Here is a 26665-nt window from a genome sequence, read left to right as displayed (position 1 = left end):
ATTACCTTGCCGCAATTGAAGTTCGCACCCGCTCAGCTTTTCCCCAAGATTGGGCAATGACTCAAAATAATCTGGCTAATGCCTACTCTAACGGAATCAAAGGAGATAAAGCCGAGAATTTAGAAACAGCAATTCGTTATTACCTTGCCGCAATTGAAGTTCGCACCCGCTCAGCTTTTCCCCAAGATTGGGCAATGACTCAAAATAATCTGGCTAATGCCTACTCTAACGGAATCAAAGGAGATAAAGCCGAGAATTTAGAAACGGCAATTCGTTATTACCTTGCCGCAATTGAAGTTCGCAACCGCTCAGCTTTTCCCCAAGATTGGGCTGACACTTTATTTAACCTTGGACTTGCTTACCAAAAAAATAACCAAAAGCATCTTGCCTATGATGCTTTTGCTGATGCTATAGAAACAGTAGAATTAATGCGATATGAGATTGTCTCCGGGGATGAATCTAAGCAAAAACTAGCTGAAAAACACAACCAAATCTATAGATTGATGATAGAAGTGTGTCTAGCGATGGGCAAACCCACCGTAGCTATTGAATATGCCGAACGCAGCAAAACCCGTAACCTAGTTGAACAAATCCTCACCCGTGATTTACATAAGATCTTCCCCCCAGAAGTTGTCAAAGAACTAGAACAACTCCGAGACGAAATCGCTACTAATCAGAACCAAATTCAGACTGGTAAAGCTGATAATCCACAAACTTTAGCCCAAAGTCTCCAGCAGCTACGACAGCAGCGCAACGACTTACAAAACCGCTACCTACCCATCGGTTTTGGATTCAATTTTGCTCGCTTCCAAGCAACTTTAGACGATAGCACAGCAATCATCCAGTGGTACATAACTTTTGAAAGCTTCCATACATTTATCTTCACCCGTTATAACCCCCAACCCTTCGTTTTGTCTGCCACAATCGATGACCGAAAAGCTTTGGTAGATTGGGCTAATACCTATATAGATGATTACTACGGGCAAAAAGACAACTGGCGAACTCAGCTAACCCCGCGACTTCAGGAATTGGCAAAGATTTTGCACTTAGATGAGATTCTCGCCCATCTACCCAAAGATTGCCAGCAGCTAATCCTCATCCCCAATTGGCATCTGCATCTGTTCCCGCTTCATGCATTACCAGTCGGTGAATCGTGCCGACTCGATATTTTCCCCAAAGGTGTCAGCTATGCACCGAGTTGTCAGCTATTACTGCAAGCACAAAAACGACAACGCCCCGATTTTTCCCACCTGTTTGCCATCCAAAATCCTACAGAAGACCTCACTTATACTGACTTAGAAGTGGAAGTTATTACCCAATACTTTCAACCCGTCAATGTCCTCAAAAAAGCACAAGCAACTCTTACCGCCATCAACAATACTCCTCTCAATACCTTCCACTGCGCCCACTTTAGCTGTCACGGCTATTTTGACCTGACCGATGCCCGAAAATCTGCCCTGATATTAGCAAATGCACCGCTTGATACCGCACCGACTCAACCTAATTCAGAACGCTATCTCAGTTTGCGAAACGGTGAAATCCACGATTTGGAAAAGTGCCTGACTCTAGATAGAATCCTCTCGCTCAAATTAGAAAAATGTCGCCTCGTCACTCTTTCCGCTTGCGAAACCGGATTGATTGATTTTCTCAACTACAGCGACGAATATATTGGTTTACCCAGCGGTTTTCTGATTGCTGGAAGTCGGGCTGTAGTCAGCAGTTTGTGGACGGTGAGCGATTTGTCTACAGCGTTTTTGATGATGAAATTTTATCAGAATTTGCCAACCTACAAAAGCCTTACCTTAGCCCTCAACCATGCTCAAAAATGGCTCAGGAATTTGACCTGTGAGGAGTTTGAAGCTGTGTTAGAGCAACTTCAACCCCAAATCGATCAAATCCTGGCCCAACTTAAACCAGGGAAGCGCTTTGTCTTAGAGGAGATTATTGCAGCCGATCTCAAGGAAATACGCGATCGCCAACCTTATCCCTTCGCTAATCCATTTTATTGGGCAGCCTTCACCGCAGCAGGAGTCTAACGCATGTCTGGATATATTTTTAACTTCTGGATTCCGGTTGTATCGGAATTACACCACACCTGTTTTCAAAGGAGTGCAATACAGCGATTGTGGTAGGGGCACGGCATCAATAAGCTTTGCCGCTAACGATAAGGTTTTTTGCCGCCGTGCCCCTACAACCAATTTAATCATTTAGATGCAACCGAAAACTATATCAGTCGCTTTTAAAGGATTTCAGTTTATTTTAATGGACTTTCGCTATTAGCCCGGAAATTTATTTCCGGGCGGGCTTTGTCACTGAGAATGGTGCAATATCTGAGTAAAAGTTTGCCAACAACCCCTAGCAATTTTCACACCACTGATTTAAGCCCCTCTTCATCACATAGATAATAACGGGAGTGACCATTGCTAGAGGAATAGTAGGAGGATTTAGCAGCAAATATCCCACCAGAACGTTAAACGAGTTATTTAATAAGTCTTCTCGAAATTCTTGGCGACAGAGAACTTCTTGCAATTGCTTGGCGTATTCGTCTAACCATTTGTTAGCTCTGACAGCTTCTAATTTGGCTCTTCTTGCCAGCACTAACGCTGCATCTTCTAAATCTCCCTCAGATTTCTCGATCGTATCCAACGCTTCCAAGGCTGCGGGATAATCTGCTAATTCAGCGCGATACAGAGCGATTTCTTCTGGTGTAACTGTAGTCATTCGGGATTTCTTGAAACTCTGTCCATTTATAAATACTTAGATGCTTGGATAATTTCCGCATGTACTTATAACTTTTCTCTGGTTAGCGCTCGCTACACTATACCTACAGCGGGTCAAGCAAAGACAATTAAATAATCGCGTGCAGGGAAAATCCCGCACGCGGTTTCGGATCAAAAGCGGCTGTTATCCTAAGCTTTCTGTTGCTGCTGGCGTTGCCGCACTGAATTGACAGCAAACGCACCAAACGCCAACAAACCTAACATCGAAGAAGGTTCGGGTATGCTGGTTTGAGGCCGTGGAGCAACAACATTATGCAGTCCGACTACATAGGTAATATCTGCGTCGAACTGATCGTCAATAAATGTTGGGCTTCCAGGCACACCAGTCTGGGGAGCATATTGACCCCCCAGGAAACCCTGACCATCTTGTCCGCTCACCCGATCTGTTGCGATCAGGTTGCTGATGCGAATAGTGTCAATGGCATCGCCGTCACCAAGGCCAAAGTCGCTCAAGTCGAAAAGTGTGACAAATGCAAACAGATCGGGGTTATAGGCGGCGGTGAATTTGTAGAGGAAATTGGTAAAGCTGGTTTCACCCTGTTTGCGAATGGCTACGGCAAACGGTTCCGGTTTGCCTAAACTGCCGCTTTCGTAAATTGCCAAGTCATGGCCGGTTTGATTTTGCAGTAAAGAGCCGCCCCAGTTTAGCTCGATGGTTGATCGATTGGTGGCATTCCCCAGGTTTACCGAGGTCTTGTCCTCAACGAAACCAAGTACTGAAGCCACGGTGCTAGCTGGATTTACTGGAAAGTAGGTATAAAACCCGGAGGCGCTTTCCCTTCCGGAGACGAATGAACCCGATGTTACGGCGTTGGCTTCATTAGCAACCAATGTAACCGCAGTAGCAGATTGTGACGATGTAGCGCAGGAAACAGCGGTGAGGACACCCAAGGCTAAGCTGAGCCGATTTCGGGTGTTTCTAGTGGTAGATGTTTTCATAAAGCTTCTGGCTTCCAGTAGGTAACGGTGATGAGACAACTCCGGGTGCGTCATGGGATCGCTCTATAGATCGGGCATCTCGCCCAGGGTTCTGTATATCGATAACATCCCGACCACATAGAAGCGATCGATAGCTTGATTAATCCTGACGGCAAACCTGTAGATATGTTCTGCGAATGGAACTTACCACAGGCTCCCTGTTATCCTCATCGGTAATTTTAGCTAAATTGCCAACCCCAAACCGGCGCTATGGCTTGTACTGGCTCACGTTGATGTACTGTAATAAATATCAGGGAACTGCAACCCCGGATACACTTAACCCTGATGTCAGCACCCCGCTCTAAAGAGACGGCGGCTCACTGCCCAGAAACTTTAGGTAGCTGACGGGCCATAGTCCCATTAACGGGGAAACGAAGTTATCGGCAAGCGTTCAAGTTCATACCTACAGATGCGTAGCCAGTCTGTGGCTCTAGAACTCAAAAGTTAAACAGTTTTACTCGGGGTAAGACAGTGCTTTTGGGATAGTACCGACCGATAACTTTGGCGAGGCTAACTTTACTGGAGTAGCAAGGCATTCCCGGCATACAGGGAAATTGGATCAGCACTACTCCTCTGCTGTCCAGCCCCGAAAGGGGACGCCCAATAAATGTGGGCATGTCGCGTTTCCTCCATCACTTAAAAGATGGTTGTTTCCACGCTCCCGTTGGGTTTTAGATGAGCAGCATGATTTCAATCAGCGATTCTGAGTTTGAAACCGAAGTCCTGAAAGCAACACAGCCGGTGTTAGTGTACTTTTGGGCTTCTTGGTGCGGGCCTTGCCGACTGATGACGCCAATTATGAACGCGGCAGCGCAAACCTACGGCGATCGCCTCAAGGTTGTCAAAATGGAAGTCGATCCAAACCCAGTTACCGTCGCGCAGTACAAGGTGGAGGGCGTTCCCGCACTGAGACTGTTTAAAAACGGTGAATTAGTTGGATCGGTTGAAGGTATCGATAGCAAGCAAAAAGTAACCAGCTTGCTCGAAACTAACTTGTGAATCGGTAATGGGTAATGGGTAATTGCAGATTTCAAATTTCAGATTTCAGATTGAAAAGTTAAATTTGAAATTTGTTCCACCAATTACCAATTACCAATTACCAATTACCAATTGACCAATTATGCAATTCTCTAAGCGTTTAGAATCCCTGCAAGCCAATGTTTTCGCCGATATGGATCGGGCGAAGTCTTTGGCAATGGCTGCGGGTAAAGATATCATCGATCTTTCGTTGGGTTCTTCCGATTTGCCAGCGGCGGCGCACGTCATTGATGCGATCGCTCACTCCCTACAAGATAAAACTACCCACGGCTACTTACTATTTCACGGCACCGCAGCGTTTCGCCAAGCCGCAGCAACCTGGTATACTCAAAGATTCGGCATCAATGTCGATCCCCAAACCGAAGTGCTGCCTTTAATCGGTTCCCAAGAAGGCACGGCGCACTTACCTTTAGCAATACTCAATCCAGGAGATTTCGCCTTATTGCTCGATCCGGGTTATCCTTCCCATGCAGGCGGCGTCTATCTCGCCAGCGGTCAAATTTACCCGATGCCGCTAACAGCCGAAAATAATTTCTTGCCAGTACTAGAAGATATCCCAGTGCCAGTATTATCCCAGGCACGGATGATGATACTGAGCTATCCCCACAATCCTACTACCGCGATCGCTCCCCTATCTTTTTTCCAGCAAGCCGTCGCCTTCTGTCAGCAACATAACTTAGTATTAGTCCACGATTTCCCCTACGTCGATTTAGTATTTTCCTCACACCCTGGACAAAGCAACGAGCAGAATTACCAATTACCAATTACCAATTACCAATTACCAATTACCAATCCAAAATCAATCGCCCCTTCGATTCTGCAAGCAGATCCCGATAAAAGCGTTTCCATCGAATTTTTCACCCTCTCCAAGTCCTACAATATGGGAGGTTTCCGCATCGGGTATGCCATCGGCAACGCCAAGCTGATTCGCGCTTTGCGACAAGTCAAAGCAGCGGTTGATTTTAACCAGTATCGGGGAATTTTAAACGGCGCGATCGCAGCCCTCACCGGCGATCAAATCGGCGTCCAACACACCGTCGCCACCTTCAAACAGCGCCGAGATGCTTTTATTAGCGCTTTAAACCGCATCGGCTGGCAAGTACCAACGCCCGCAGCTACGATGTATGTTTGGGCGAAACTCCCCCAACCTTGGCAGCAAAATTCCGTAGATTTTTGCACTCGCTTAGTCGAAACAACAGGCGTTGCAGCTTCCCCCGGTGCAGGATTCGGTAAATCTGGGGAAGGATATGTACGATTTGCCCTAGTCCACGACCCGGATATTTTGGAAACAGCCGTCGAGAGAATCTCAGTATTTTTACAATCATCCTAACATTCTGGAATTCTCAACGCGAGCCTTATACCCACACTGGGAAAGGTAAGCTAATCGCCATTTAAATTGCATCACCGCGTCTCCCCGTCTCCGCCTCCGGTGCGTCTTTGGGGAAATCTGCATTATGCAACTTGAAGGCACATCAGCTGATAAATGGGTTGTCTCCCTTGCTTGTTTTGCTTGTCTCCCTTTTTTATGAGGAATTACACTCATATTCCGGGTTTCTCTCAAAAGCAGAAACCCGGTTTTTAGGCTGGGAAGTGCTTAAATCCCGACAGAAACAACCTGATAGCATAAAAATGTGGAAATTTTGTGAATCAGTAGATTCGGAAAATACTGAAGGGAAATTACTTAATTTATAGCCAACAAAAAAGCGCGAAAAATTCACATAAACTTTACCAAATTCAGTCAAAGAGTCATCTAAATTAGAAACATCAGAAAAAAGGGTGGATCGACTACACACAACCTCAGGATTTAGGGAGAAGAGAAGATGACAGGTTTAATCAAAAAGGCTTTGATTGGCGCTTCGGTGGTAGCAGGAATGAGTGCGATCGCATCTGCCCCAGCTTCTGCCTTCACCATGACGGGCACAGACTACCTACTCTACGATGTCACTGGCAACAGCACCTACGTTAATCCAAACGCTAACTTAAATAGCATTTTGGCTGGCAACAGCGCTCATCCCGGTGGCAACGTAGAACTATTTGCCAGCAGTGAAACCCTCTCCAATGAACAGTTTTTAGCATCTACCGCTAGAACTAGCGTTAGTGGCTTGGTTGCGGGCAGTATGCTCACCCTCAGCAGTCTGACAGCAGCAGACTGGTTTAGCACTGGTTCAGGCATGAGTATGAGCTATGGGGCAAATAACTTGGCAAATAGATGGTTTAATGACTTCTTAACTGCAGCCGGACAAGGTTCTGCCTCACTTGCCACAAAAGCAGACCTTTACAATATATTTGGTGGTATTGGCGGCTTCCAACGCAGCAGCGACCCCAACATCTCCTACATCAACAGCAGCGGCGGCAACATCAACATTGGACTTGCCGGTCACTTTGACCTCAAAGCATTCTATACCCGTCCTGGTTCTCCATTCGCAATGGTTGCAGCCTTTCTACCCAATGGATTCCAAGCCAGTGAAGTCGTTAGAGCTACCTACAATGGCACAACTCAATATCTTTACAGCTTCTCTGCCACCAATAGTGGATTAACCAACGACGTCGGACCAGGAGCAGATGGTACTTCTCACAGCGGCAACTACGAAGTTTCGCTCCGGAGTGTTGTCACGCCTCCTCGGAGAACGGCTGTGCCAGAACCCTCTGCAATGCTGGCTCTGTTTGGCTTGGGTGCTTTCTTAGTTACTAAGCGCAAGCAGTCGAAAACCGCCTAGACTTCACATCTACTCAATCTCTGCCAATCAGAAACAAAGGTAACAGACAAGAGGCAGTAGGTAACAGTTCCTAATTTTATTTGACGCGCGTAAAACCCCATCCCCTTGTGGGTGGGGATGTAAGCGCGGCAAAATAAGGGGTTTCGATACCCCCTTATTTTGCATTATCCTTTCGGGTAAGCGCATCACCCCGTTGTTTCTGAGTCTCAATGTACCGCTTCACTGCTTCTTCGGAGACTCCACCAACAGATGAGTAAAACGTGCCATCACTCCACATCCGGTGAACCCCAAAAGCGGCGTTTTTTCAGGTCTTTGAATGTATTAAATATATGCACAGCAGAGATTGATTTCATGGTTTTAGCGATTTCTACTGGTGCAGTGGTGTGATCTGCTTGCACAAATACATGAACGTGGTCGGGCATTATTTCCAATGCGTGAAGTATCCATCCATAGGTTTTGCAGGTTTCCCCAAGGATACGTTTTAACTCTACTTCTACTGCACCCTCAAGGATTTGATGACGGTACTTGGGGCAAAAGATGATGTGATATCCCAAGCAGTGTTTAGCGTGTGAGCTAGATAGTATTTTCATGATTTTAGTGTATATCGACAAAACATATAAACTTTGTGATATACTCAGTCTACCAGGAAAATAAATGCCTGCGTAGTGCTGACACACCATACAGGCTACTCCTGAGTCCGAACTGGAAGCTATTAATGTCTTGCAATCGGCAAACATACCAGTAAATGCCATTTCGGTAATAACTCCCCAGTTGCAAAAACTAGCAGCATGATGAAACGCACTGTTAGCATCCCAGTTAATTTACCACCTGAAAGGTTTTTACCCTTGATGAATCAGTGTGCAGAAATATTTAATGCACACGTTGACTGGGCTATTACTAACAGTACCTACAACAAAAATAAGGCACACAAGGAACTGTATCACATGTTAAGGATTCAGTATCCAAGTGTGCCTTCGGCATTATTACAAACAGTTCGGGATAACGCAGTTGAGGCAATTAAAGCCACAAAATTTAAAAGCATTCCTAAGAAGAAACAGACATCAGGATTAAGGTACGATAAACGCACAATGACGCTAAGAGGAAAGCAATTAACTCTTAGCTGCATTGGTAAACGAGTTACTTTAATTATTGATGTCCCTGAATACTTTCAGGAATTGTTTGAAACTTGGAATTTTTGTGGAGCAACTGTCACCTACACCAGAAACACCAAGCAATTCTGGGTAAGATTAGTTGTTGAGAGAGAATATCCGCAACAAATAGAAGGACAAATTCAAGGAATTGACCGAGGTTTGTATCATCAAGCTGTAACCTCAGACGGTCAATTTTTCAGTTCTTCTAAGATTAGGAAAATACAAAGACGTTACTTATACAATCGTCGTCAACTCCAGCAAAAAGGCACTCGTAGTGCCAAACGTCGTTTAAGAGCGATGTCTGGTCGTGAGAAGCGGTTCATGCGGGACACAAACCATTGTGTAAGTAAAAAGTTAGCCAACCAACCAGGAATAGCGGTTTTTGTACTAGAGGATTTGTCCAGCATTCGCACTTCTTCACGGGGCAAGAAGATGAATAAATGGTTGGGTAGTTGGGCTTTTTACCAACAAGAACAATTTCTGACTTACAAAGCAGAAGCATTGGGGAAACGAGTAGTACACCAAGATCCTCGTTACACCTCACAGAAGTGCAATATCTGCAAGCACATTCGACGGACAAATCGCCACAAGTCTAAATTCCATTGCAAAAACTGTGGACATCGGACACACGCGGATCTCAATGCTGCTAAGAATGTCAGGGATGACTATATTCTCTCCTCTACCCAAGGGACAGAGGAGCAGGCATCAGTCAATATGCCTTATGTTTGGGCCGATTCTTTCGGCTAGTTACAAGCCCCATCCCCTTGTGGGTGGGGCGGTTGACTGTTCTCTTGTTAAACAAACCCGGTTTAGTTTTTTTGCGCTAGTCCTGTTTTAATTACCTAGAACGCTCACATCCCACTTGTGATTGAAAACACAGGTGTGATGTGAGCATTGTCATACACTTCTGCAAGGCTTTAGTTGATGATGTCCAAATAAAGCAAGCATCATTTTAGACAATAAAACATGGTAAAAGTACTGAAAAAATGCGATTTTAAAGTCGAAAGAAACCTTTGTAGACACTTACGCAAAAAAACCCGGTTTATACGAAAAATCGTGGGTTTCGAGTCGCGAGATTGACGCATCACCTTTGTTTTTGGCCCCGCGTGCTAGAGTCCTGATTGAGTTAAAACCAGAGTAAAATTTACCTAAAAGCCGCAGAATGCCCCCACTATAGCCCACCTGCCAAACAAAAACAGGCTTAGTGGGGGATGAATGCGGGTGAATGAGCGATTGCATCTCCCAAACGCACCTTACGGGCAAAGGCAGTAAGAGCGGAGGAGATGTATGAGCGAATGAACAACTAGATCTATGCTTATTACTAGTTTTCATGTTATAATTATACCAGTTAACCTGACGTAAAATGTTAGTATTTGAGTCTAAACTAGAAGGAACCGCAAAGCAGTATGAGTCGCTAGATGAGGCAATTCGTACTGCTAGGTTTATGCGTAATTCCTGTCTTAAATACTGGCAAGAGAATCAGGGTATAGGTAGATACGACTTGAGTAAATACTGTGCTGTTTTAGCTGAATGTCCCGATTTCCCTTGGGCTAAGAAGCTAAATAGCATGGCAAGTAAAGCTAGTGCGGAACGTGCTTGGTCGGCTGCTCGGATCTTTGATAACTGCAAGAAGAAAGTAGCAGGCAAAAAAGGTTATCCCAAATTCAAAAAGCATCAAACTGATGCTTCAGTTGAATATAAAAACAGTGGTTGGAAGCTGTCAGATGAGAGAAGGTATTTAACCTTCACCGATGGTTTTGAAGCGGGTACATTCAAGCTTTGGGGTAGTCGAGATTTGCACTTATACCAAATCAAACAGATTAAACGAATTCGAGTAGTGAGACGGGCTGACGGCTATGCTCAGTTTTGTATCGATAACGAACGATTAGAGAAACGGGAACCAACGGGCAAGACTATCGGGTTAGATGTGGGGTTAAACCATTTCTATACAGACTCAAATGGTCAAAATGTTGATAATCCAGGGTTTTTGAGAAAGTCTGAACGCGCCTTAAAACGGGCACAGAGAAGACTATCTCGCAATAAAAAAGGCTCTAAAAATAGAATTAAAGCTAGGGGAAAGCTAGGTAGAAAGCATTTAAGAGTAAGTCGCCAGCGTAAAGATTTTGCTGTGAAATTAGCAAGATGCGTGGTGAGGTCTAACGACCTTGTGGCGTATGAGGATATGAAGGTGCGAAATATGGTAAAAAACCATCACCTAGCCAAATCGATTGTTGATGCTAGTTGGTCGCTATTCCGTCAGTGGGTTGAGTATTTTGGTAAGGTGTTTGGCGTGGTGACGGTAGCCGTTCCACCTCACTACACTAGCCAGAATTGCTCTAACTGTGGGCAAGTAGTAAAGAAAACTCTTAGTACCAGAACCCATAAATGCCCTGATTGCGGCTATGTGGCGGATAGAGATGAGAATGCCGCACGGAATATTCTCGAACTTGGACTTCGTACTGCGGGGCACGTAGGAATATCTAGTCTCGTACTAGAAAACGTCTCTGGAGAGAACGACCTCTGCTTGGGTGATGAAAATCCTCTAAGTAAGCCGACTCGTAGAAAGAGAAAGTCTAAGCTGTGAAGTTTAGAATCCCCCACCATACCGCCTAAGCGGTTGGTGGCGGGAGAATGTCAAAATACTAATTTAAGATGGGAAATAAATAGCGAGATAGTGGCAAGATTCAAGCGCAACTCCAAGATTCAGGAAAACACCAAGATGAAAGCAAGTATGCCAAAATTTTTGATGACCGTAACGGTGGCAGGTGGAATGAGCGCGATCGCTTGTGTACCAGCGATCGCCACAACCCTCAAACCGACTAACATTCAGTTCGAGACTTACAACGGTCTACCCCAAATTGAAACCTATCTGTTCAACAATCCTCCTACCTCCGAAACAGTCAACGGGGTTTCCAGGCAAAGGCTAGAGGACGTTACCAGAGATAATGTGGGCAAGGCAATCCAAGCCTTGACCGATAATTCGTCGGCAACTAACGTAGAACTTTGGTACGCCAGCGAAACTCCTCAAAGGGTTGGCTTTACCGCGAATTTAGGCACGAATACTCTCAAAGTAGAAAGCGTCACTAGGGCTGATTGGGCGGATGGCGTACTGGCGACGGCATGGCTAAACGGTTTTCGCAATCAATACAGCAGTCTGATGTCCAGTATCGCTACGACTGGCGGCTCTAACATGCTGAACGATTTTAATACTAACTTTAATTCCATCGTCACCCATCTGCGTACCAACGGTTTCGATGTAGCTGGAGATCCTAATATTGGGTCTGTGACGTACAACGACCAAACTGGTCAATTGCAAGTTGACCTAGTAGGACACTTGGATGTAGTCGGGAGATATGTGGATACTCGTCCCCAAATCATGCAGGGTGGCAACTTAGTAAATAACCCAAATCTTGGGATAGGTTTTTCACCCGACTACAACCGTAACAGAACGGGAAATCAGCTTTTAGATAGCGCACTGTTCGCTTTGTCGCAGAAAGCATTCCAAACCAATCAACGCTTTCAATTCAGCGAAATTGCCAAAGTGACATTTAACGACGACGTAAACTACGCCTACGCCTTTACAGCAACAGATTCGGGTGCGATCGCAGGTAACCGCAACGTAATCAACGATAGCACCTCCCAAACCGGCATCTACACTTGGACGAAGGATTACCAGACTCACCCAAATCCGCCCGCAGCAGTACCCGAACCTTCTACAATCTTGGGTCTAATAGCTGTTGGCGGTTTATTTGCTGCTGCACGCAAGGCTAATCAAAAAGCTTAACCTCTAGATGCTTCAGACACCGAGTTTATTAGACCTCTCCAACAAAAAAACTCAAGGGCAGGCATTCTGCCCACCCCACAAGAGTTTTTGCAGAAGTCGATTTGAGAAACTTTGGTGTTTGCGTAAGTCCTGAAATAGACAGGAATTACGCAAGGGCGTTGCCAGAAACCCGGTTTCGACCGTCGATCTCTGGTTGCCAAACCAACGATTTTTCGGATCGCCCTTTGTTTCTTTGCGTAAGTCCTGAAATAGATAATCTTCTGGCAGCAAGGAACTAAGTTGCATCGGAATTACTTAATGGGGTCAAGGCAATTAGCAATTAGCAATTAGCAATTAGCCAGAAAGGCCGATCATTCCGATGCCACCGAATTTGATATTACTTCTATTGTTTCTGTTGCTTCTTCCTCATCGGAGGATAGCTGATCATTGGTTTGGGGAACAACGATCGCGCGCTCTAACGCCTCGCAAATTAACTGCCGTTGTTCGGCATCATAACCCCAGCGGTCTAAAAAAGCTTGGTAGCTACCTGCACCCGTTACGGCACTTTCCAATAATTTTCGACAGCGATCGTATACTGCATCAAGATCGACGAGTTTGATCAGCGCTGCCGAGCGATCCCGCACTTGTTCTGAACTTTGCGCCATTGGTTCGTCATCGTTACGGCGATGGGTAAGCGCCATTGCCGCCGACATGGCGACATTTTTCGCCAACAGTTCGGCGACAATATCTGGACTAGAACGTAACGCCTGTACCAGTTCCTCTGAGGGATGACTGGCTAAACTGCTACTCGATACCAGATAGGTGACAAAAAATCCCCTAGCACCATTTTCGCTTTGAACTAAAGCAGCGATCGTTTCCCCGATCTGTTCGGGGGATAATTGATTGGCTTCCACCTGTTCTAGCAAAGATTCCGTGGCGGCGATCGCTTCTTCAAACGTAATCTCAGAGCCAATTTGAGTCATATTACCTACCATTTACGATGGTTTTTCCACTGTCGCGAGATTGATGACGACCCCGCGCAACAAGCAGTTGCGGCTGTGCGTTCGCGGCGTCCTCATGGTAGCACCTTTGTTTTCCAGGATAAATCAACCCAACTCGATCGGGACTTAGGCGCATATTCCGGGTTTCTACGAAAAATCTTTGGTTTGGCAAGGAGAGATTGACTCAGAAACTTTGGCGATCGCCTCGACCGGCGTCAGTCCTGTCGATATGACTTGCCAGCATATTAGTTAAAATAGTTAACTAGACCAATGGCTGCGGACCCAATAAGATCCGCGATAGTTCCTCAAACTCAAACAGCAGGATGCACAATACAGTTCGTGCCTCATCCGCCAGCATTACCGACCGGATACCATTGGTAATAGTCAACCGCCTCAATACGGCTGGTTTATGGGCGATCTGTTAAGTCTTAAGGAGCGCGATTCCCAAAATGTCCCAATACTTACAATGGTCGTGAAAAATTTAGCAACCAGACATACTCAAGCATTTAATCTGCTTAGATCCATGCGAATTTTACTGCTTGAAGACAACGATATCAATCGCCAGTTGCTGAGCGAATATCTGATTTATCTGGGCTACCAAGTCCTTGGTTTAGCAGATGGCTGCAACTTATTTCAAGCCTTATCTGACTTCCAACCTCAGCTGATTTTGCTGGACTTGAAATTACCCGGTATTGATGGTTATACCATTCTCGAACAAATCCAACAAAGCTCAGACTGGCATCAAGTGCCGGTGATTGTCGTTTCAGCATTTGCTTTTAGGGCCGATCAACAGCGAGCCATTAATTTAGGGGCGCGAAGGTATTTTGTCAAGCCTGTAAAGCTACCTCAGTTGAAACAGGCGATACAGGAAGAATTGAAGAAAGGTAGCGCCCAGTAATAATTGCCCAGAGTCCTGTCACCGTCAGCGGGTAGTGGGGAAACCCCTACTCACGCGCGATCGCCCTATCGACTCGCGACGGTCTAAACTGATAGTTAGCCACCTCACGTCCCTAGTCAGAAGGACCTGTGGCGATAATTGCTTCCATAATTTGACACAGACTCTGCATAGACTCTCTCACATCATCCATCTTCGCTTCTATTTGTGCGATTAATAGACTTACGCTTTGCAGTTGATTAAGTGTCTCATCTAAAGCTTCGCGATATTGGTGCTGGAGATCTTCTGAAGTCATTGATAGGATTTGGGTTTGGTTACTAAAGGTTGTAATATATCTAGCGTATTAGACGCTTTCCTCTAATTTAATCTCTAATCTTTCAGATTTAATTTTTATGTTAATAACTTAATTATTTACCCAAAATAGTTAATCAAACCTTTAAAAACATGAAAAGATAATGTGAGGATAATCTCCCAAAAGGGGAATTTGCGTAATTTTACTAAAGATAAAACGGACTAAAAGCAATTGTTTTTACTTAAAAAACTGTAAAGATTACGGAATAGGAGAATTGCGAAGGTTATGTCAGTAACTAAAACCCTGCCATTGGTAAAAGATCCAGAAGGACTCTCAAGCCGGTTGAAAGAAATTCCAGCCGAACCGGGTGTATATTTTATGAAAGATGAGAGCGGACGCATTCTATACATCGGCAAATCGAAAAAACTGCGCTCGCGCGTCCGCTCTTACTTCCGCGATGCCCGCAAACATAGTCCCCGCATCGATATGATGGTTCGCCAGGTGAGAGAAATTGAATTCATCGTCACCGACACCGAAGCGGAAGCATTAGCACTAGAAGCTAACTTAGTCAAGCAACACCAGCCGTATTTTAACGTACTACTTAAGGATGATAAAAAATATCCCTACCTGTTAATTACTTGGTCAGAAGATTATCCGCGTATTTTCATCACCCGCAATCGGCGTTTGGCAAAAGAAAAAGATAAGTATTACGGACCTTATGTCGATGTTGGCCTGTTAAGAAATACTTTACATCTAGTCAAGCGTATTTTCCCCTTAAGACAGCGCCCGCAACCGTTATTTAAAGACCGACCCTGCCTCAATTACGACCTGGGGAGGTGTCCGGGTGTTTGCCAACAGTTAATCTCAAAAGAAGAATACCGCAAAATCGTGCAAAAAGTGGCGATGGTGTTCCAAGGTCGCACCCAGGAATTGATCGATATTCTGAGTGGGAATATGGAACAACTGGCAGAAGCGCTCAACTTTGAAGCAGCGGCGAGAATCCGCGACCAAATTAGCGGGTTAAAATCCCTGACAGCGGAGCAAAAAGTATCCTTGCCAAAGGATACCGTATCGCAAGATGCGATCGCGCTTGCCGCCGATGACGAACGCGCCTGCATCCAACTGTTCCAAATTCGCGCCGGACGCCTGGTAGGGCGCTTGGGATTTATCGCTGAGTCTCCCCTATTGTCGGGACGTGGGGACGCTCTGATGGGGGGACGCTCTGATGAGATAGATCAAAACGGTGTAGAAGCGGGGGCGATTTTACAGCGGGTGCTAGAAGAACATTACCAAAACGCGGAGGCGGTGGAAATTCCGGCAGAAATTTTGGTGCAGCACGAATTGCCGGATGGGGAGATGTTAGCCGAGTTTTTATCCCAGCGTCGGGGACGCAAGGTGAGTATTGTGGCACCGCAGCGGCAAACTAAAGCAGAATTGATTGAAATGGTGGAACGCAATGCCGCCTACGAACTGCAAGGGATGCAGAAATTAGGCTTTCGCGATCGGCAAGGGATACAGGATTTAGCCGATATACTCGACTTACCCGACTTGCCGCGCCGCATAGAAGGGTACGATATTTCTCACATCCAAGGGTCGAATGCCGTAGGATCGCAGGTGGTATTTATCGACGGCTTACCCGCAAAGCAGCACTATCGGCACTATAAAATTAAAAATCCCGCCGTTACAACTGGTCACTCAGATGACTTCGCATCTTTAGCAGAAGTCATCCGCCGCCGCTTCCGAAAATATGCTGAAGATGGAAAATTGCAGCGCGTAGGTAATCCAGATTGGCCCGATCTGGTAATGATAGATGGAGGCAAAGGTCAGCTATCGGCAGTGGTGGCAGTTTTGCAAGAAATGAACTTATTAGAAGATTTGCGGGTGGTAAGTTTAGCCAAACAGCGGGAAGAGATTTTCTTGCCAGGAGAATCATTCCCACTCGAAACCGATGCCGAACAACCAGGAGTGCAACTACTGCGGCGTTTGCGGGATGAAGCCCACAGATTTGCTGTCAGTTTCCATAGACAACAGCGCAGCGATAAATTGAAGCGATCGCGTTTAGATGAAATTCCCGGACTCGGCTTCCAGCGGCAAAAGCAACTGTTAGAGCATTTTCGCTCGATTGATTATATTCGGGAAGCGACAAGAGAACAACTCGCTGGCGCGCCGGGAATTGGCCCCCACTTAGCTCAGCAAATCTACGACTATTTTCACCCGAATGGGTGATAGGAATTTTAGTTAAAGTGCGCCCCTACAACAGGGGCAAAAAACTAAGTTGGACGGTAAATCCTCCATCTAAAATCTGCAATTTCAGGACTGACGCACGATGAACCTATCACCAAAGTTTCTTTTTTCAGAGAAACCCGGTTTCTTTGCGTAAATCCTGAATTTGAAATCTGCAATTCCCACAACTTGTGAAACCGTGCGCGATAATGCCAATGGGTGCTGCAATAGCAATTAAACTGCTAAAGTCACTTGTACTCGGTCGGCAGCGTGCAAGCTTGCTATCGGTGCAGTGGCTGGCTCTCAAACTGTCCTGAAGCCCATTGGCGAATTCTGTATAAAGTAGTCGTGCTGGCTAAATTCTCCCACAACTTTCGTAATTGGCTATCGAACTGGCGTTCCAACGGGAACCCTGGGGCGGGAGTTCGCGTCCCCATATCCTTACTGTTGGCAAGTGCAGGGGTAACGGGTATATTGTTGGGACTGCGGCAGATGGGAATGCTGCAACCGATGGAATTGTGGGCGTATGACCAACTGTTGCGAAATCGCCCACAAGAAGCACCCGATCCCCGCCTTTTAGTCGTTGAGGTGACGGAAGAAGATATTCAGCGAGTGGGGCGGTTTCCCCTCCCCGACGCTACCCTGGCAACTTTATTAGAAAAACTCCAGCAATATCAACCCCGTGTCATCGGGTTGGATATTTATCGCGATTTGCCGATGGAACCGGGAAATCAGCGCTTAAAAGAAGTTTTCACTAATAGCGATCGCCTCGTGGCAATTTGCAAGCTTTCCGATGCTAGCGATCCGGGCGTCGCGCCGCCGTCAACGGTAAAACCGGATCAAATCAGCTTCAGCGATTTGGTTTTAGACCCCGATGGACTGGTTCGCAGGGCGCTGTTGTTTGCCCAACCAGGAGAAGGAAAGTGTCCGACGCCCTTTTCTTTTAGCTTCCAGTTGACAAGGAAGTATTTGGAAAAAGAAGGAATCCAACCAATAAACCAGAAACCAGGGGAATACCTGAAGCTGGGAAATATAGTTTTTCGACCCATAAACCCCAATTCCGGCAGTTACCAAGGAATTGATGCGCGGGGTTATCAAATTCTGCTGAATTACCGTTCAACCCCATATGTAGCGCAGCAAGTCACCCTGGGCCAAATCCTGGACAATCAAATTAAACCGGAATGGGTGCGCGATCGCATCGTACTGATCGGCACCACCGCCCCCAGCGTCCGAGACACCTTCAACACCCCCTATAACGCCCTGCGACGGGGACAGCGGAAAATGCCTGGAGTCGTCCTCCACGCCCAGATAGTCAGTCAAATGCTCAGCGCCGTACTTGACAAGCGACCTTTGTTGCGGTATTGGGCTTGGTGGGGAGAAGCGCTGTGGGTGTGGGGTTGGTCGTTAGTGGGGGGATTCGTTGCTTGGAAGCTGCGCCATCCCCTGCGCCTGGGATTGGGTATTGCAGCTACCTTGGGCAGCTTGGTTTTAGTCTGTTATGGATTGTTAATTGGGGGGGTTTGGATACCGCTGATGCCTCCAGCACTGGCAGCGATCGCTACCGGGGGGAGTGCGATCGTCACCATCGCTTACCAGATGCAGCAGCAGCAAGAAAAAGTGTCCAAACTGGCGCAAGAACAAGAACAAACGATTGACCAGCTGACAACCTTGCTCAAAGAAGGAACCAAAACATTAGCGACCGAGAACTGGTCAGAAGCAAAAACACACACAATGGCAACCTCAGAGGATGGCGCTTCCTCCTGGGTTAGCCCTCCCCCGCCGCCCATCGCCACCCTCTCCCTAGATGGGCGCTATAAAATCACCCGCGTACTCGGTCAGGGCGGGTTCGGTCAAACCTTTTTGGCAGAAGATACCAAGCGACCCGGACACCCCACCTGCGTGGTTAAATATTTGATGCCCGCGAGGCAGGATGTGAAATTTTTGACAGTCGCGCGGCGCTTGTTCGAGACAGAAGCAAAAATTTTGGAAGCCTTGGGGCAACATAGCCAAATTCCCCAACTGCTGGCTTATTTTGAAGAAAACCAACAATTTTACTTAGTTGAACAGTATATCGAGGGAGAACCCCTGAGCGAAGAACTGAAAGCCGACAGGCGGATGTCGGAAGTGCAGGTGGTGCAAATGCTCAAAGACGTGTTGCAAGCGCTGGCTTTTATACACAAGCACCACGTGATTCACCGGGATATTAAACCGAGCAACATCATCAGAAGCAAACAAGATGGATTGTTAGTTTTGATTGACTTTGGGGCAGTCAAGCAGATGCAGGAAACCGAAGACCAAACCATCGCCATCGGGACGCGGGGATACGCGCCGCCAGAACAATTTCACGGTCGTCCGCGCCCCAACAGCGACATCTACGCCCTGGGAATGATTGGCATTCAGGCACTGACGGGAATTTCGCCCCAGCAGCTAATCGAAGAAGGGCACTCGGAAAAAGGGAATGTAGCTTGGCGCCATCTGGCTAACGTTGGGGATGAATTAGCCAAAATTTTGGACAAAATGGTGGAATATCATTTCAGCGATCGCTACCAATCCGCCACCGAGGTGCTAGAAGATCTTAACCGCATCGATCCGAAAACTTTGAGCGATCGCGTCGAAGATCTCCGCAAAGTCCCCACCGACGACTCCGATGTAGACACCCTGCATCTATCTGACACAGCAGAGGATGCCACGATTAAAGTAGACCCAATAGACTCAGACGAGTATGGCAATCGGCAAGATGGGGAAGATGAAGAAGATGAGGAAGATGGGCAACTGACACCTGACCAGGCACAATAAAATAAGCATTCCTAATTAATTGTTAAAAAAAGCGCGTGAGTTTGACTGCCCAGGCTAAAACTACCCCCACTGCAACTGCTCGTCGTGTCGTGTTTCCCTTCACCGCAATTGTCGGTCAAGAAGAGATGAAACTGGCACTGCTGTTAAACACGATCGACCCCAAAATCGGCGGGGTGATGATTATGGGCGATCGCGGGACGGGCAAAACTACCACTATTCGCGCCCTCGCTGACTTGCTCCCAGAAATTGAAGTCGTCGCCGATGACCCCTTTAACAGCGCTGCCGATGACCCCGACTTGATGAGCGACACCGTGCGCGACCTTGTCGCACAGCAAGCTGAAATTCCTGTGGTCAAGAAAAAAGTGACGATGGTTGACTTGCCTTTGGGCGCTACCGAAGACCGCGTTTGCGGCACCATCGACATCGAAAAAGCTCTTTCTCTCGGCGTCAAAGCGTTTGAACCCGGATTGCTCGCCAAAGCGAATCGCGGTATCCTCTACGTCGATGAAGTCAACTTGCTCGACGACCACCTGGTAGACGTTTTGCTCGACTCTGCCGCTTGTGGATGGAACACCGTCGAACGGGAAGGCATCTCGATCCGCCACCCGGCACGTTTTGTTTTAGTAGGTTCTGGTAACCCCGAAGAAGGCGAACTGCGTCCCCAACTGCTCGATCGTTTCGGGATGCACGCGGAAATTCACACGGTTAGAGAACCTGCCTTGCGCGTGCAAATTGTGGAACAGCGAGTAGAATTTGACGCCGATCCGCCAAAATTTCTGCAACAATACCAGCAAGAACAAGAAGAATTGCAACGCCGATTGGTCAAAGCCCAAAAGTTATTGCCCCAGGTAAAAATTGACTATGACCTGCGGGTGAAAATTTCGCAAGTTTGCTCGGAACTGAATGTAGATGGATTGCGGGGCGATATCGTAACCAACCGCGCCGCTAAAGCTTTAGCAGCGTTTGAAGGTCGTACAGAAGTAACCGTAGACGATATCCGCCGCGTGATTACCTTGTGCTTGCGCCACCGACTGCGGAAAGACCCGTTAGAATCGATCGATTCCGGTTATAAAGTAGAAAAAGCTTTTAACCGCGCCTTCGGTTTGGAAACCGCAGATACTCCAACTGCTCAGGCAAATGGTACTCGGCGGTAGCTAATTGGTAATTGGTAATTGGTAATTGGTAATTGCTAATTGCTAATTGCTAATTGCTTTTTACCATTAGCTATTAGCAAAAAAATATATATAAAATTACTATGATACGACAGGTGCAATTTTGGTATAACGCCTTAATTAGGTCAACCTTTTCTAATCCTCCGGTGTTTATTGAAGGATTAATGTTGTTGTTGGCAATGGTTTTATTACCTATTTGGTTCTTGGCACAAAAATGGCCTTATCTAGTGCTTTGCTGTAGCTATATTATCGGAGCCAGTATGTCAATTTTCGTGCGGGAGTCAATCTTGCCATCGTCCCAATCCCAAAGGAATCGGATAATTGTGTTGCTGGCTTCGGTAGCTCTGTTGTTAACGGTCTGCGCGTGCGGATTGGTGTAGAATTAGACGATTGCCATCTGGGTCATAGGCATAGATTTCTCTACCGTGGGATGCAGCAATAATCTCGCCTGCTGGTGGGTATCCGCTGGCGGTGAGGTGTGCGTTGGCGCCAGCCTGTGCGACAGCACGTATCGCATCCTCCAAATCCTTTACTTCCAAGCACAAACTCATACTCCCCCCAATTCCATCAAACTCTTGTCTGTGGGTTTCTCTCGGTTTAAAAATTCCCAAGCGCAACCCAGGTAGGTCAAACTCAGCATAGGCATTCGGGATGTAATTCTGAGGGTTTTTCTGGAAAACCTTAGTATAAAAATTGACTAGCCTTTCCACATCTACAGAGGCGATGGTAACAAAGGCGTCGGTGCATTGAACAACCATGCCGGTAACAGTCGAGTTTGATTATTGTATTGAAAAAGCCGAATTTTGTCATCTATCTATGGTAGGATAAAAAATAACTTTAACAAAAAGCGATCAAAAGTGGGTATACAAGCTTGTTGCAGAAGGTCAAATAGGCGCTGAAAGATGGGTGTATCCAGAAAATAAGGCGATGAGTTCAGCGAGTATACAGATAGTCTTGCGGAACAATGGCGATACTTAATAACAGCGATGGCAACCAAACCCAGGCGTCCCCAGAATTTCCCAGCGGCCCAGTACCGCTAGATTCTAATTTTTACATAGAACGTCCCCCGATGGAACAACTAATTTACCAAGGAATTAGCAAACCAGGGAGCGTGATTCGGATTAAAGCGCCCAAGCAGATGGGTAAAAGCTCCCTACTGCTGCGCCTGCTTCATCAAGCCGAACAATTAAATTATCGCACTGCCTACATAGACTTTTTGCCAGCAGATAATGAAGTTTTTGGCTGTTTAGATCAGTTTTTACGTTGGTTTTGTGCTAATGTCAGTCGGCAGTTGCAGCTACAACCAATGCTCGATGATTATTGGGATGAAGATATTGGTAGCATCCCCACTCAAAACTGATACCGAGTTGCCTTCAACCCAACCTCCGGAGCCGCAACTTCTACTGTGCATTTGCTTTAGTCAATTTTAAAGTTATGTTACATTTATTCACTTAATTCGGTTAACAAAGTAAAAATTTTTTAAGATTTTATTTTCTAGAGATTCTTTCAATAATCCATACTAATATTTAAGATAAGCGAATCTCTACACCTCAAGGTAGAGACAAGACTGACCAGGGTGCGATTAAAAGTATTGCTCAATACATTTTGCCTTGAGAGCAAGGAAAGGCAGTCAATGGTAAAAGAATTTTTTAAGGGAGCGTTCGCGCCCAATTCTGCTTTTAACATCCCTCGCACCCCAATCGAACAATTGGCGATGGCTTCCTCAGAGAGGGACTCTGGGCAAGACAATCTGCGGTACTTGCAAAAACAGGAAAATTGCAGCTATTGTCTGCTCGATTACAGAGACGACCTCACCAAACTAGCCAATAAACGTTACTTTAACATCTGGCTAGAACAGGTGTGGAAAAGGTTGGCACTAGAGCAAGTACCTCTGTCACTAATTTTGATAGAAATTGACTATTTTAAAATTTACAATAATAGTCGCCCAGATGAAGCGGGAGACGATTGTTTGCAGCAAGTTGCTAAAGTAATTAGTGCCTGGGTGCAGCCTCCCGATGGGTTAGCAGCGAGGTGTGGTTCGGAAAAATTTGCCTTAATTATACCACAAACAAAAGCTGATAACGCTGTAAAAATAGGGGAAAAAATCAGAAAAAACGTCAAAAAATTAGCGCTTTACCACGACTCGCAAATAGATGGACTGCCGGATAGAGTTGTGACGGTTAGTTTAGGAGTAGGGATGACAATTCCGCAAATTGAAGTGTCGCCATCGCTGTTGATGCAAGCAGCAGAAGAGGCACTGTATCAGTCCCAAAGAAAAGGACGCGATCGCACAGAAGTAAAATGTATCGTAGCTGGTTCGTAGTCAGGACTTAAGTCCTTACTACAAACAAGTGAGTATAAGTGCTTAGGGGATCGCGGCGCAAAATCGAAAAAAAAGTAGCAAGCGTCTGCTTTAAGACAGACATAGGAATTGTCGAGCATAGGGACAATAAAAGACGGAGGGTTTAAGGAAAAGTGCTATGACGACAACCCTATCGATGCCCAGTTTCCTGGAAACTTACCTGGGTAAAGAAGCGGAAGACCTACTGACCTACAAAGCAAAAGTACCTAAAGATTTATTGCACCTGCCGGGACCGGACTGGGTGGATCGGATATTTGCACACAGCGATCGCCATCCCCAAGTACTCCGCAGTCTGCAACAGTTGTATTCTAGCGGCAGACTCGCCAATACAGGATATCTTTCTATCCTGCCAGTAGACCAAGGCATCGAACATTCTGCCGGTGCATCTTTTGCACCCAACCCCATTTATTTTGACCCGGAAAACATCGTTAAACTGGCAATAGAAGCTGGATGCAACGCCGTTGCGACAACTTTGGGCGTTTTAGGCATGGTTTCGCGCAAATATGCCCACAAAATCCCTTTCATTGTCAAAATTAACCACAACGAACTGCTCACCTACCCGAATCAATACGATCAAATAATGTTTGCTTCCATCGAGCAAGCTTGGAATTTGGGAGCAGTAGCCGTGGGTGCTACAATTTACTTCGGTTCCCCCGAATCAACCAGGCAAATTCAAGAAGTGAGCAAAGTCTTTGCCCAAGCACACGAATATGGCATGGCAACTATCCTGTGGTGCTATCTGCGAAACAGTGCCTTCAAGCAAGATAAAGACTATCACATCTCCGCAGATTTAACCGGACAAGCGAACCACTTAGGCGTCACGATCGAAGCCGATATTATTAAACAGAAATTGCCTGAAAATAACAATGGATATGGGGCAGTTTCTCAAGCCACGGGCAAGAAATACGGCATGACGAACGAGCGAGTTTATACCGAATTAACCACCGACCACCCGATTGATTTAACCCGCTATCAAGTGTTGAATTGCTATGGCGGACGTGCGGGGTTAATTAACTCGGGTGGGGCATCGGGTAAAAGCGACTTTGCCGAAGCGATTCGCACAGCAACGATCAACAAACGCGCGGGCGGTATGGGATTAATTTCCGGGCGCAAAACCTTCCAACGTCCGATGGAAGAAGGGGTGAAATTATTCCACGCGATTCAGGATGTTTATTTGTCCGATCAAGTGACCATTGCTTGATTTCTCTGCCCCCATCCCGTTGATGGTAGGGGCACGGCATCAATAGGCTTTGCCGTTAACTCGAAGGCTTTCTGCCGCCGTGCCCCTACAAACAATTTTTATCATTGAAACGCAACCGGAAACTATATAAGTTAGCATCGGCATATCCGCAAAGAGTAGAGTGTTACTCGTCGTTCATACCGAACGCGAAGAAAACCAAGATATTCTGATAATTCGGCTCGTAAGTTGCCGAAAAGCGACGGCTTCCGATCGCAGAGTATATGAACAAGGTGCAAACTAATAAAAAAATACAAGACTGTGATATGGAATCGGAATACAATTTTACTGGTAAGAAAGGTGTGCGAGGTAAATACTACCGCGCCTATCGCCAAGGTCATAAAGTAAGAATTGAGCGAGAAGATGGCAGCGTTACGGTTCAGTATTTCACATTAGAAGATGGGGCGGTGATGCTAGAACCAGACGTGCGAAAATACTTTCCAGATTCAGAAGCGGTCAACAAGACTTTGCGATCGCTAATTGAATTAATACCCAGCCAACCCCAAGAGCGCAAAGATACTAGCAACCCGGATCGAGATTAAAAAGCGTTGAGGAAGGTGCAGTATAGTGGGTTTTGGGCGATTCTCCTGACGCAGACGCTTCGCGAACGCACAAGGCGCTTTGGGAGATCGTAAGACCCACCATGCACCCAGGTAAGGGCACGGCGCCCTCAAAGTTATCTGTACCAATTAAGATATTTTGGTTGCCGTGCCCCTACTGCCCAAAACTAAAAAAAAACACAAATCTGGAGATCGAGGGTAACAGATCTGAGAAAGTAGAAAGTTGCCCCAATTGTTTACTCACCGATTCAGGATTACAGTGATGAAACTGGCAGCACGAGTAGGTCAGGTAACGCCATCCCTCACATTAGCCATCGACGCCAAAGCTAAAGCGATGAAGGCGTCGGGAATCGATATTTGCAGTTTTAGTGCTGGGGAACCGGACTTCGATACGCCAGAACATATCAAAGCTGCTGCAAAACAAGCATTAGACGCCGGGAAGACGAAATATGGCCCCGCCGCGGGGGAACCGAAGTTAAGGAGCGCCATCGCTCAAAAACTTAAAACCGATAATCACCTGGACTACAGCGCCGAAAATGTCCTCGTCACCAACGGCGGCAAGCATTCCCTCTTCAACCTGATGCTGGCACTATTAGATCCGGGGGATGAAGTGATTATCCCCTCTCCCTACTGGGTTAGCTACCCAGAAATGGTCAAGTTAGCAGCAGGCGTGCCGGTAATTATCGATACCGATGCCAAAAATAATTACAAAATTACCCCAGATCAACTGCGTCAAGCTTGTACGTCCAAAACGCGGCTGTTTGTTCTCAACTCGCCTTCTAACCCCACCGGCGTTGTCTACACCCCAGAGGAAATTAAAGCTCTGGCAGAAGTAGTTGTGGAGAAAGATATTTTAGTCGTATCTGACGAAATTTACGAAAAAATTCTCTACGAAGATACAAAACACGTCAGTATCGGAGCTTTGGGGTCAGAAATCTTTGCTCGGACTATTATTAGCAATGGTTTTGCCAAAGCATATTCGATGACGGGTTGGCGAGTCGGTTATTTAGCAGCGCCAGTAGAGTTAATTAAAGCAGCCACAAACATTCAAGGGCATAGTACATCTAATGTTTGTACCTTTGCACAATATGGTGCGATCGCAGCCCTGGAAAGTTCCCAAGATTGTGTCAAAGAAATGCTTTCGGCATTCACCCAGCGTCGGCAAGTCATGTTAGAACGACTCAATGGGATGCCGGGACTCAGTTGCGCCAAACCCGACGGTGCTTTTTACATGTTCGTTGATATTAGCTTCACAGGTTTAACTTCCCTCGAATTCTGCGATGGATTGCTAGAATCGCAACAAGTTGCAGTTATTCCCGGTATTGCCTTTGGCGCCGATGACTGCATCCGCCTTTCCTACGCCACCAGTTTAGAAATTATTGAAAAAGGCATGGATAGATTGGATAAATTTGTTAGAACGAGAATTTAGGGAATTGCAGATTGCCAATTTCAGATTTCAGATTAGACCTCTGGCAAAAGTCCTTTTGAGACAATTTGAAGCGCGGGCGAGACGCCCACCCCACAAGAATTTTTCTGGTTTTGTCGGGTGGGCATCTTGCCCGCCTCAATTACGCCACAAGAATTTTTCTGGTTTTGTGGGGTGGGCAGGAAAGCCCGCCTCAATTTGAGACAATTTGAACCGCGGGCGAGACGCCCACCCCACAAGAATTTTTCTGGTTTTTTGGGGTGGGCAGGAAAGC

Annotated in this window: 26 protein-coding genes; 17 read left to right on the top strand and 9 right to left on the bottom strand. The window is 46.3% G+C overall.

Features of this window, described 5'->3' with window-relative positions; all coding sequences use genetic code 11:
* Nucleotides 1-2036 (top strand): CHAT domain-containing protein (locus tag MiSe_RS35240; RefSeq protein WP_226589008.1); only part of this gene is annotated, 2036 nt, incomplete at its 5' end.
* Nucleotides 2037-2084: 48 nt separating this feature from the next.
* Here the strand turns inward: MiSe_RS35240 and MiSe_RS51415 are convergent.
* From MiSe_RS51415 to MiSe_RS35230, 3 genes are all read right to left on the bottom strand, one after another.
* Complete coding sequence (locus MiSe_RS51415) at nucleotides 2085-2207, bottom strand: hypothetical protein (RefSeq protein ID WP_264196763.1); 123 nt, start codon at nucleotides 2205-2207, stop codon at nucleotides 2085-2087.
* A 148-nt stretch (nucleotides 2208-2355) separates the two neighbouring features.
* Complete coding sequence (locus MiSe_RS35235) at nucleotides 2356-2721, bottom strand: hypothetical protein (protein ID WP_226589005.1); 366 nt, start codon at nucleotides 2719-2721, stop codon at nucleotides 2356-2358.
* Nucleotides 2722-2909: 188 nt separating this feature from the next.
* Nucleotides 2910-3719 carry a PEP-CTERM sorting domain-containing protein gene (locus MiSe_RS35230; RefSeq protein ID WP_226589002.1) on the bottom strand — a complete coding sequence of 270 codons (810 nt, stop codon included), beginning with the start codon at nucleotides 3717-3719 and terminating at the stop codon, nucleotides 2910-2912.
* A 714-nt stretch (nucleotides 3720-4433) separates the two neighbouring features.
* On the opposite strand from MiSe_RS35230, the gene MiSe_RS35225 reads away from it, so the two are divergent.
* The 3 genes from MiSe_RS35225 to MiSe_RS35215 all read left to right on the top strand — a co-directional run bounded on the left by MiSe_RS35225 (nucleotide 4434) and on the right by MiSe_RS35215 (nucleotide 7513).
* A complete protein-coding gene (locus tag MiSe_RS35225) occupies nucleotides 4434-4757 on the top strand; it encodes a thioredoxin family protein (protein WP_226588999.1) in 324 nt (107 codons plus the stop codon).
* A gap of 121 nt (nucleotides 4758-4878) precedes the next feature.
* Nucleotides 4879-6126: an LL-diaminopimelate aminotransferase gene (locus MiSe_RS35220; protein ID WP_226588995.1), complete on the top strand. Its 1248-nt coding sequence runs from the start codon at nucleotides 4879-4881 to the stop codon at nucleotides 6124-6126.
* A gap of 490 nt (nucleotides 6127-6616) precedes the next feature.
* A complete protein-coding gene (locus tag MiSe_RS35215) occupies nucleotides 6617-7513 on the top strand; it encodes an NF038130 family PEP-CTERM protein (protein ID WP_226588992.1) in 897 nt (298 codons plus the stop codon).
* 266 nt (nucleotides 7514-7779) lie between these two features.
* On the opposite strand, the gene tnpA is transcribed toward MiSe_RS35215, so the two are convergent.
* Nucleotides 7780-8265 (bottom strand): IS200/IS605 family transposase, encoded by a 486-nt coding sequence (gene tnpA, locus MiSe_RS35210; protein WP_264196762.1) that lies wholly within the window; start codon nucleotides 8263-8265, stop codon nucleotides 7780-7782.
* Nucleotides 8266-8301: 36 nt separating this feature from the next.
* Between tnpA and MiSe_RS35205 the strand changes: the two genes are divergently transcribed.
* The 3 genes from MiSe_RS35205 (at nucleotide 8302) to MiSe_RS35195 (ending at nucleotide 12448) form a co-directional block, all read left to right on the top strand.
* A complete protein-coding gene (locus MiSe_RS35205; protein ID WP_226588990.1) occupies nucleotides 8302-9411 on the top strand; it encodes an RNA-guided endonuclease InsQ/TnpB family protein in 1110 nt (369 codons plus the stop codon).
* 616 nt (nucleotides 9412-10027) lie between these two features.
* The gene (locus MiSe_RS35200; RefSeq protein WP_226588988.1) at nucleotides 10028-11248 is read left to right on the top strand and encodes an RNA-guided endonuclease InsQ/TnpB family protein; all 1221 of its coding nucleotides are present in this window, start codon (nucleotides 10028-10030) and stop codon (nucleotides 11246-11248) included.
* Nucleotides 11249-11383: 135 nt separating this feature from the next.
* Nucleotides 11384-12448 (top strand): NF038130 family PEP-CTERM protein, encoded by a 1065-nt coding sequence (locus MiSe_RS35195; RefSeq protein WP_226588986.1) that lies wholly within the window; start codon nucleotides 11384-11386, stop codon nucleotides 12446-12448.
* Between the two features lie 51 nt (nucleotides 12449-12499).
* Here MiSe_RS35195 and MiSe_RS35190 read toward each other — a convergent pair whose 3' ends face one another.
* Both MiSe_RS35190 and MiSe_RS35185 read right to left on the bottom strand, forming a co-directional pair.
* Nucleotides 12500-12733 carry a hypothetical protein gene (locus tag MiSe_RS35190; RefSeq protein ID WP_226588982.1) on the bottom strand — a complete coding sequence of 78 codons (234 nt, stop codon included), beginning with the start codon at nucleotides 12731-12733 and terminating at the stop codon, nucleotides 12500-12502.
* A gap of 65 nt (nucleotides 12734-12798) precedes the next feature.
* Nucleotides 12799-13410: a sll1618 family protein gene (locus tag MiSe_RS35185; protein WP_226588980.1), complete on the bottom strand. Its 612-nt coding sequence runs from the start codon at nucleotides 13408-13410 to the stop codon at nucleotides 12799-12801.
* On the opposite strand from MiSe_RS35185, the gene MiSe_RS35180 reads away from it, so the two are divergent.
* Both MiSe_RS35180 and MiSe_RS35175 read left to right on the top strand, forming a co-directional pair.
* Nucleotides 13402-13611, top strand: coding sequence for a hypothetical protein (locus MiSe_RS35180; RefSeq protein ID WP_226588978.1), 210 nt, complete (start codon nucleotides 13402-13404; stop codon nucleotides 13609-13611). The two genes, MiSe_RS35185 and MiSe_RS35180, sit on opposite strands and share 9 nt — an antisense overlap.
* A gap of 283 nt (nucleotides 13612-13894) precedes the next feature.
* The gene (locus tag MiSe_RS35175; protein ID WP_444980595.1) at nucleotides 13895-14326 is read left to right on the top strand and encodes a response regulator; all 432 of its coding nucleotides are present in this window, start codon (nucleotides 13895-13897) and stop codon (nucleotides 14324-14326) included.
* 112 nt (nucleotides 14327-14438) lie between these two features.
* Here MiSe_RS35175 and MiSe_RS35170 read toward each other — a convergent pair whose 3' ends face one another.
* Complete coding sequence (locus MiSe_RS35170; RefSeq protein ID WP_226588974.1) at nucleotides 14439-14618, bottom strand: hypothetical protein; 180 nt, start codon at nucleotides 14616-14618, stop codon at nucleotides 14439-14441.
* 282 nt (nucleotides 14619-14900) lie between these two features.
* Here MiSe_RS35170 and uvrC point away from each other — a divergent pair, with 282 nt between their 5' ends.
* The 3 genes from uvrC (at nucleotide 14901) to bchI (ending at nucleotide 20788) form a co-directional block, all read left to right on the top strand.
* Nucleotides 14901-16841 carry an excinuclease ABC subunit UvrC gene (gene uvrC, locus MiSe_RS35165; RefSeq protein ID WP_226588972.1) on the top strand — a complete coding sequence of 647 codons (1941 nt, stop codon included), beginning with the start codon at nucleotides 14901-14903 and terminating at the stop codon, nucleotides 16839-16841.
* Between the two features lie 267 nt (nucleotides 16842-17108).
* A complete protein-coding gene (locus MiSe_RS35160) occupies nucleotides 17109-19634 on the top strand; it encodes a CHASE2 domain-containing serine/threonine-protein kinase (RefSeq protein ID WP_226588970.1) in 2526 nt (841 codons plus the stop codon).
* Between the two features lie 41 nt (nucleotides 19635-19675).
* Nucleotides 19676-20788, top strand: a complete 1113-nt coding sequence (gene bchI, locus MiSe_RS35155) for a magnesium chelatase ATPase subunit I (protein WP_444980596.1) — start codon at nucleotides 19676-19678, stop codon at nucleotides 20786-20788.
* 368 nt (nucleotides 20789-21156) lie between these two features.
* On the opposite strand, the gene MiSe_RS35150 is transcribed toward bchI, so the two are convergent.
* On the bottom strand, nucleotides 21157-21564 hold the full coding sequence (locus MiSe_RS35150) for a VOC family protein (RefSeq protein ID WP_226588965.1): 408 nt from the start codon (nucleotides 21562-21564) through the stop codon (nucleotides 21157-21159).
* A 206-nt stretch (nucleotides 21565-21770) separates the two neighbouring features.
* On the opposite strand from MiSe_RS35150, the gene MiSe_RS35145 reads away from it, so the two are divergent.
* The 5 genes from MiSe_RS35145 (at nucleotide 21771) to MiSe_RS35125 (ending at nucleotide 26394) form a co-directional block, all read left to right on the top strand.
* Complete coding sequence (locus tag MiSe_RS35145; protein WP_226588962.1) at nucleotides 21771-22166, top strand: AAA-like domain-containing protein; 396 nt, start codon at nucleotides 21771-21773, stop codon at nucleotides 22164-22166.
* A 273-nt stretch (nucleotides 22167-22439) separates the two neighbouring features.
* Nucleotides 22440-23129 carry a diguanylate cyclase gene (locus MiSe_RS35140; RefSeq protein ID WP_226588960.1) on the top strand — a complete coding sequence of 230 codons (690 nt, stop codon included), beginning with the start codon at nucleotides 22440-22442 and terminating at the stop codon, nucleotides 23127-23129.
* 157 nt (nucleotides 23130-23286) lie between these two features.
* Complete coding sequence (locus MiSe_RS35135; RefSeq protein WP_226588957.1) at nucleotides 23287-24369, top strand: class I fructose-bisphosphate aldolase; 1083 nt, start codon at nucleotides 23287-23289, stop codon at nucleotides 24367-24369.
* Nucleotides 24370-24671: 302 nt separating this feature from the next.
* A complete protein-coding gene (locus MiSe_RS35130; protein ID WP_226588954.1) occupies nucleotides 24672-24947 on the top strand; it encodes a hypothetical protein in 276 nt (91 codons plus the stop codon).
* A gap of 280 nt (nucleotides 24948-25227) precedes the next feature.
* The gene (locus MiSe_RS35125) at nucleotides 25228-26394 is read left to right on the top strand and encodes a pyridoxal phosphate-dependent aminotransferase (RefSeq protein WP_226588951.1); all 1167 of its coding nucleotides are present in this window, start codon (nucleotides 25228-25230) and stop codon (nucleotides 26392-26394) included.
* Nucleotides 26395-26426: 32 nt separating this feature from the next.
* Here MiSe_RS35125 and MiSe_RS35120 read toward each other — a convergent pair.
* Nucleotides 26427-26665, bottom strand: a 239-nt coding sequence (locus MiSe_RS35120) for a hypothetical protein (RefSeq protein ID WP_226588948.1), incomplete at its 5' end; no start/stop codon positions are given.

Source organism: Microseira wollei NIES-4236, from assembly GCF_020521235.1.
In the GTDB taxonomy this organism is placed as follows: Bacteria; Cyanobacteriota; Cyanobacteriia; order Cyanobacteriales; family Aerosakkonemataceae; genus Microseira; species Microseira wollei.
This window is presented reverse-complemented; position numbering and strand designations above follow the sequence as displayed.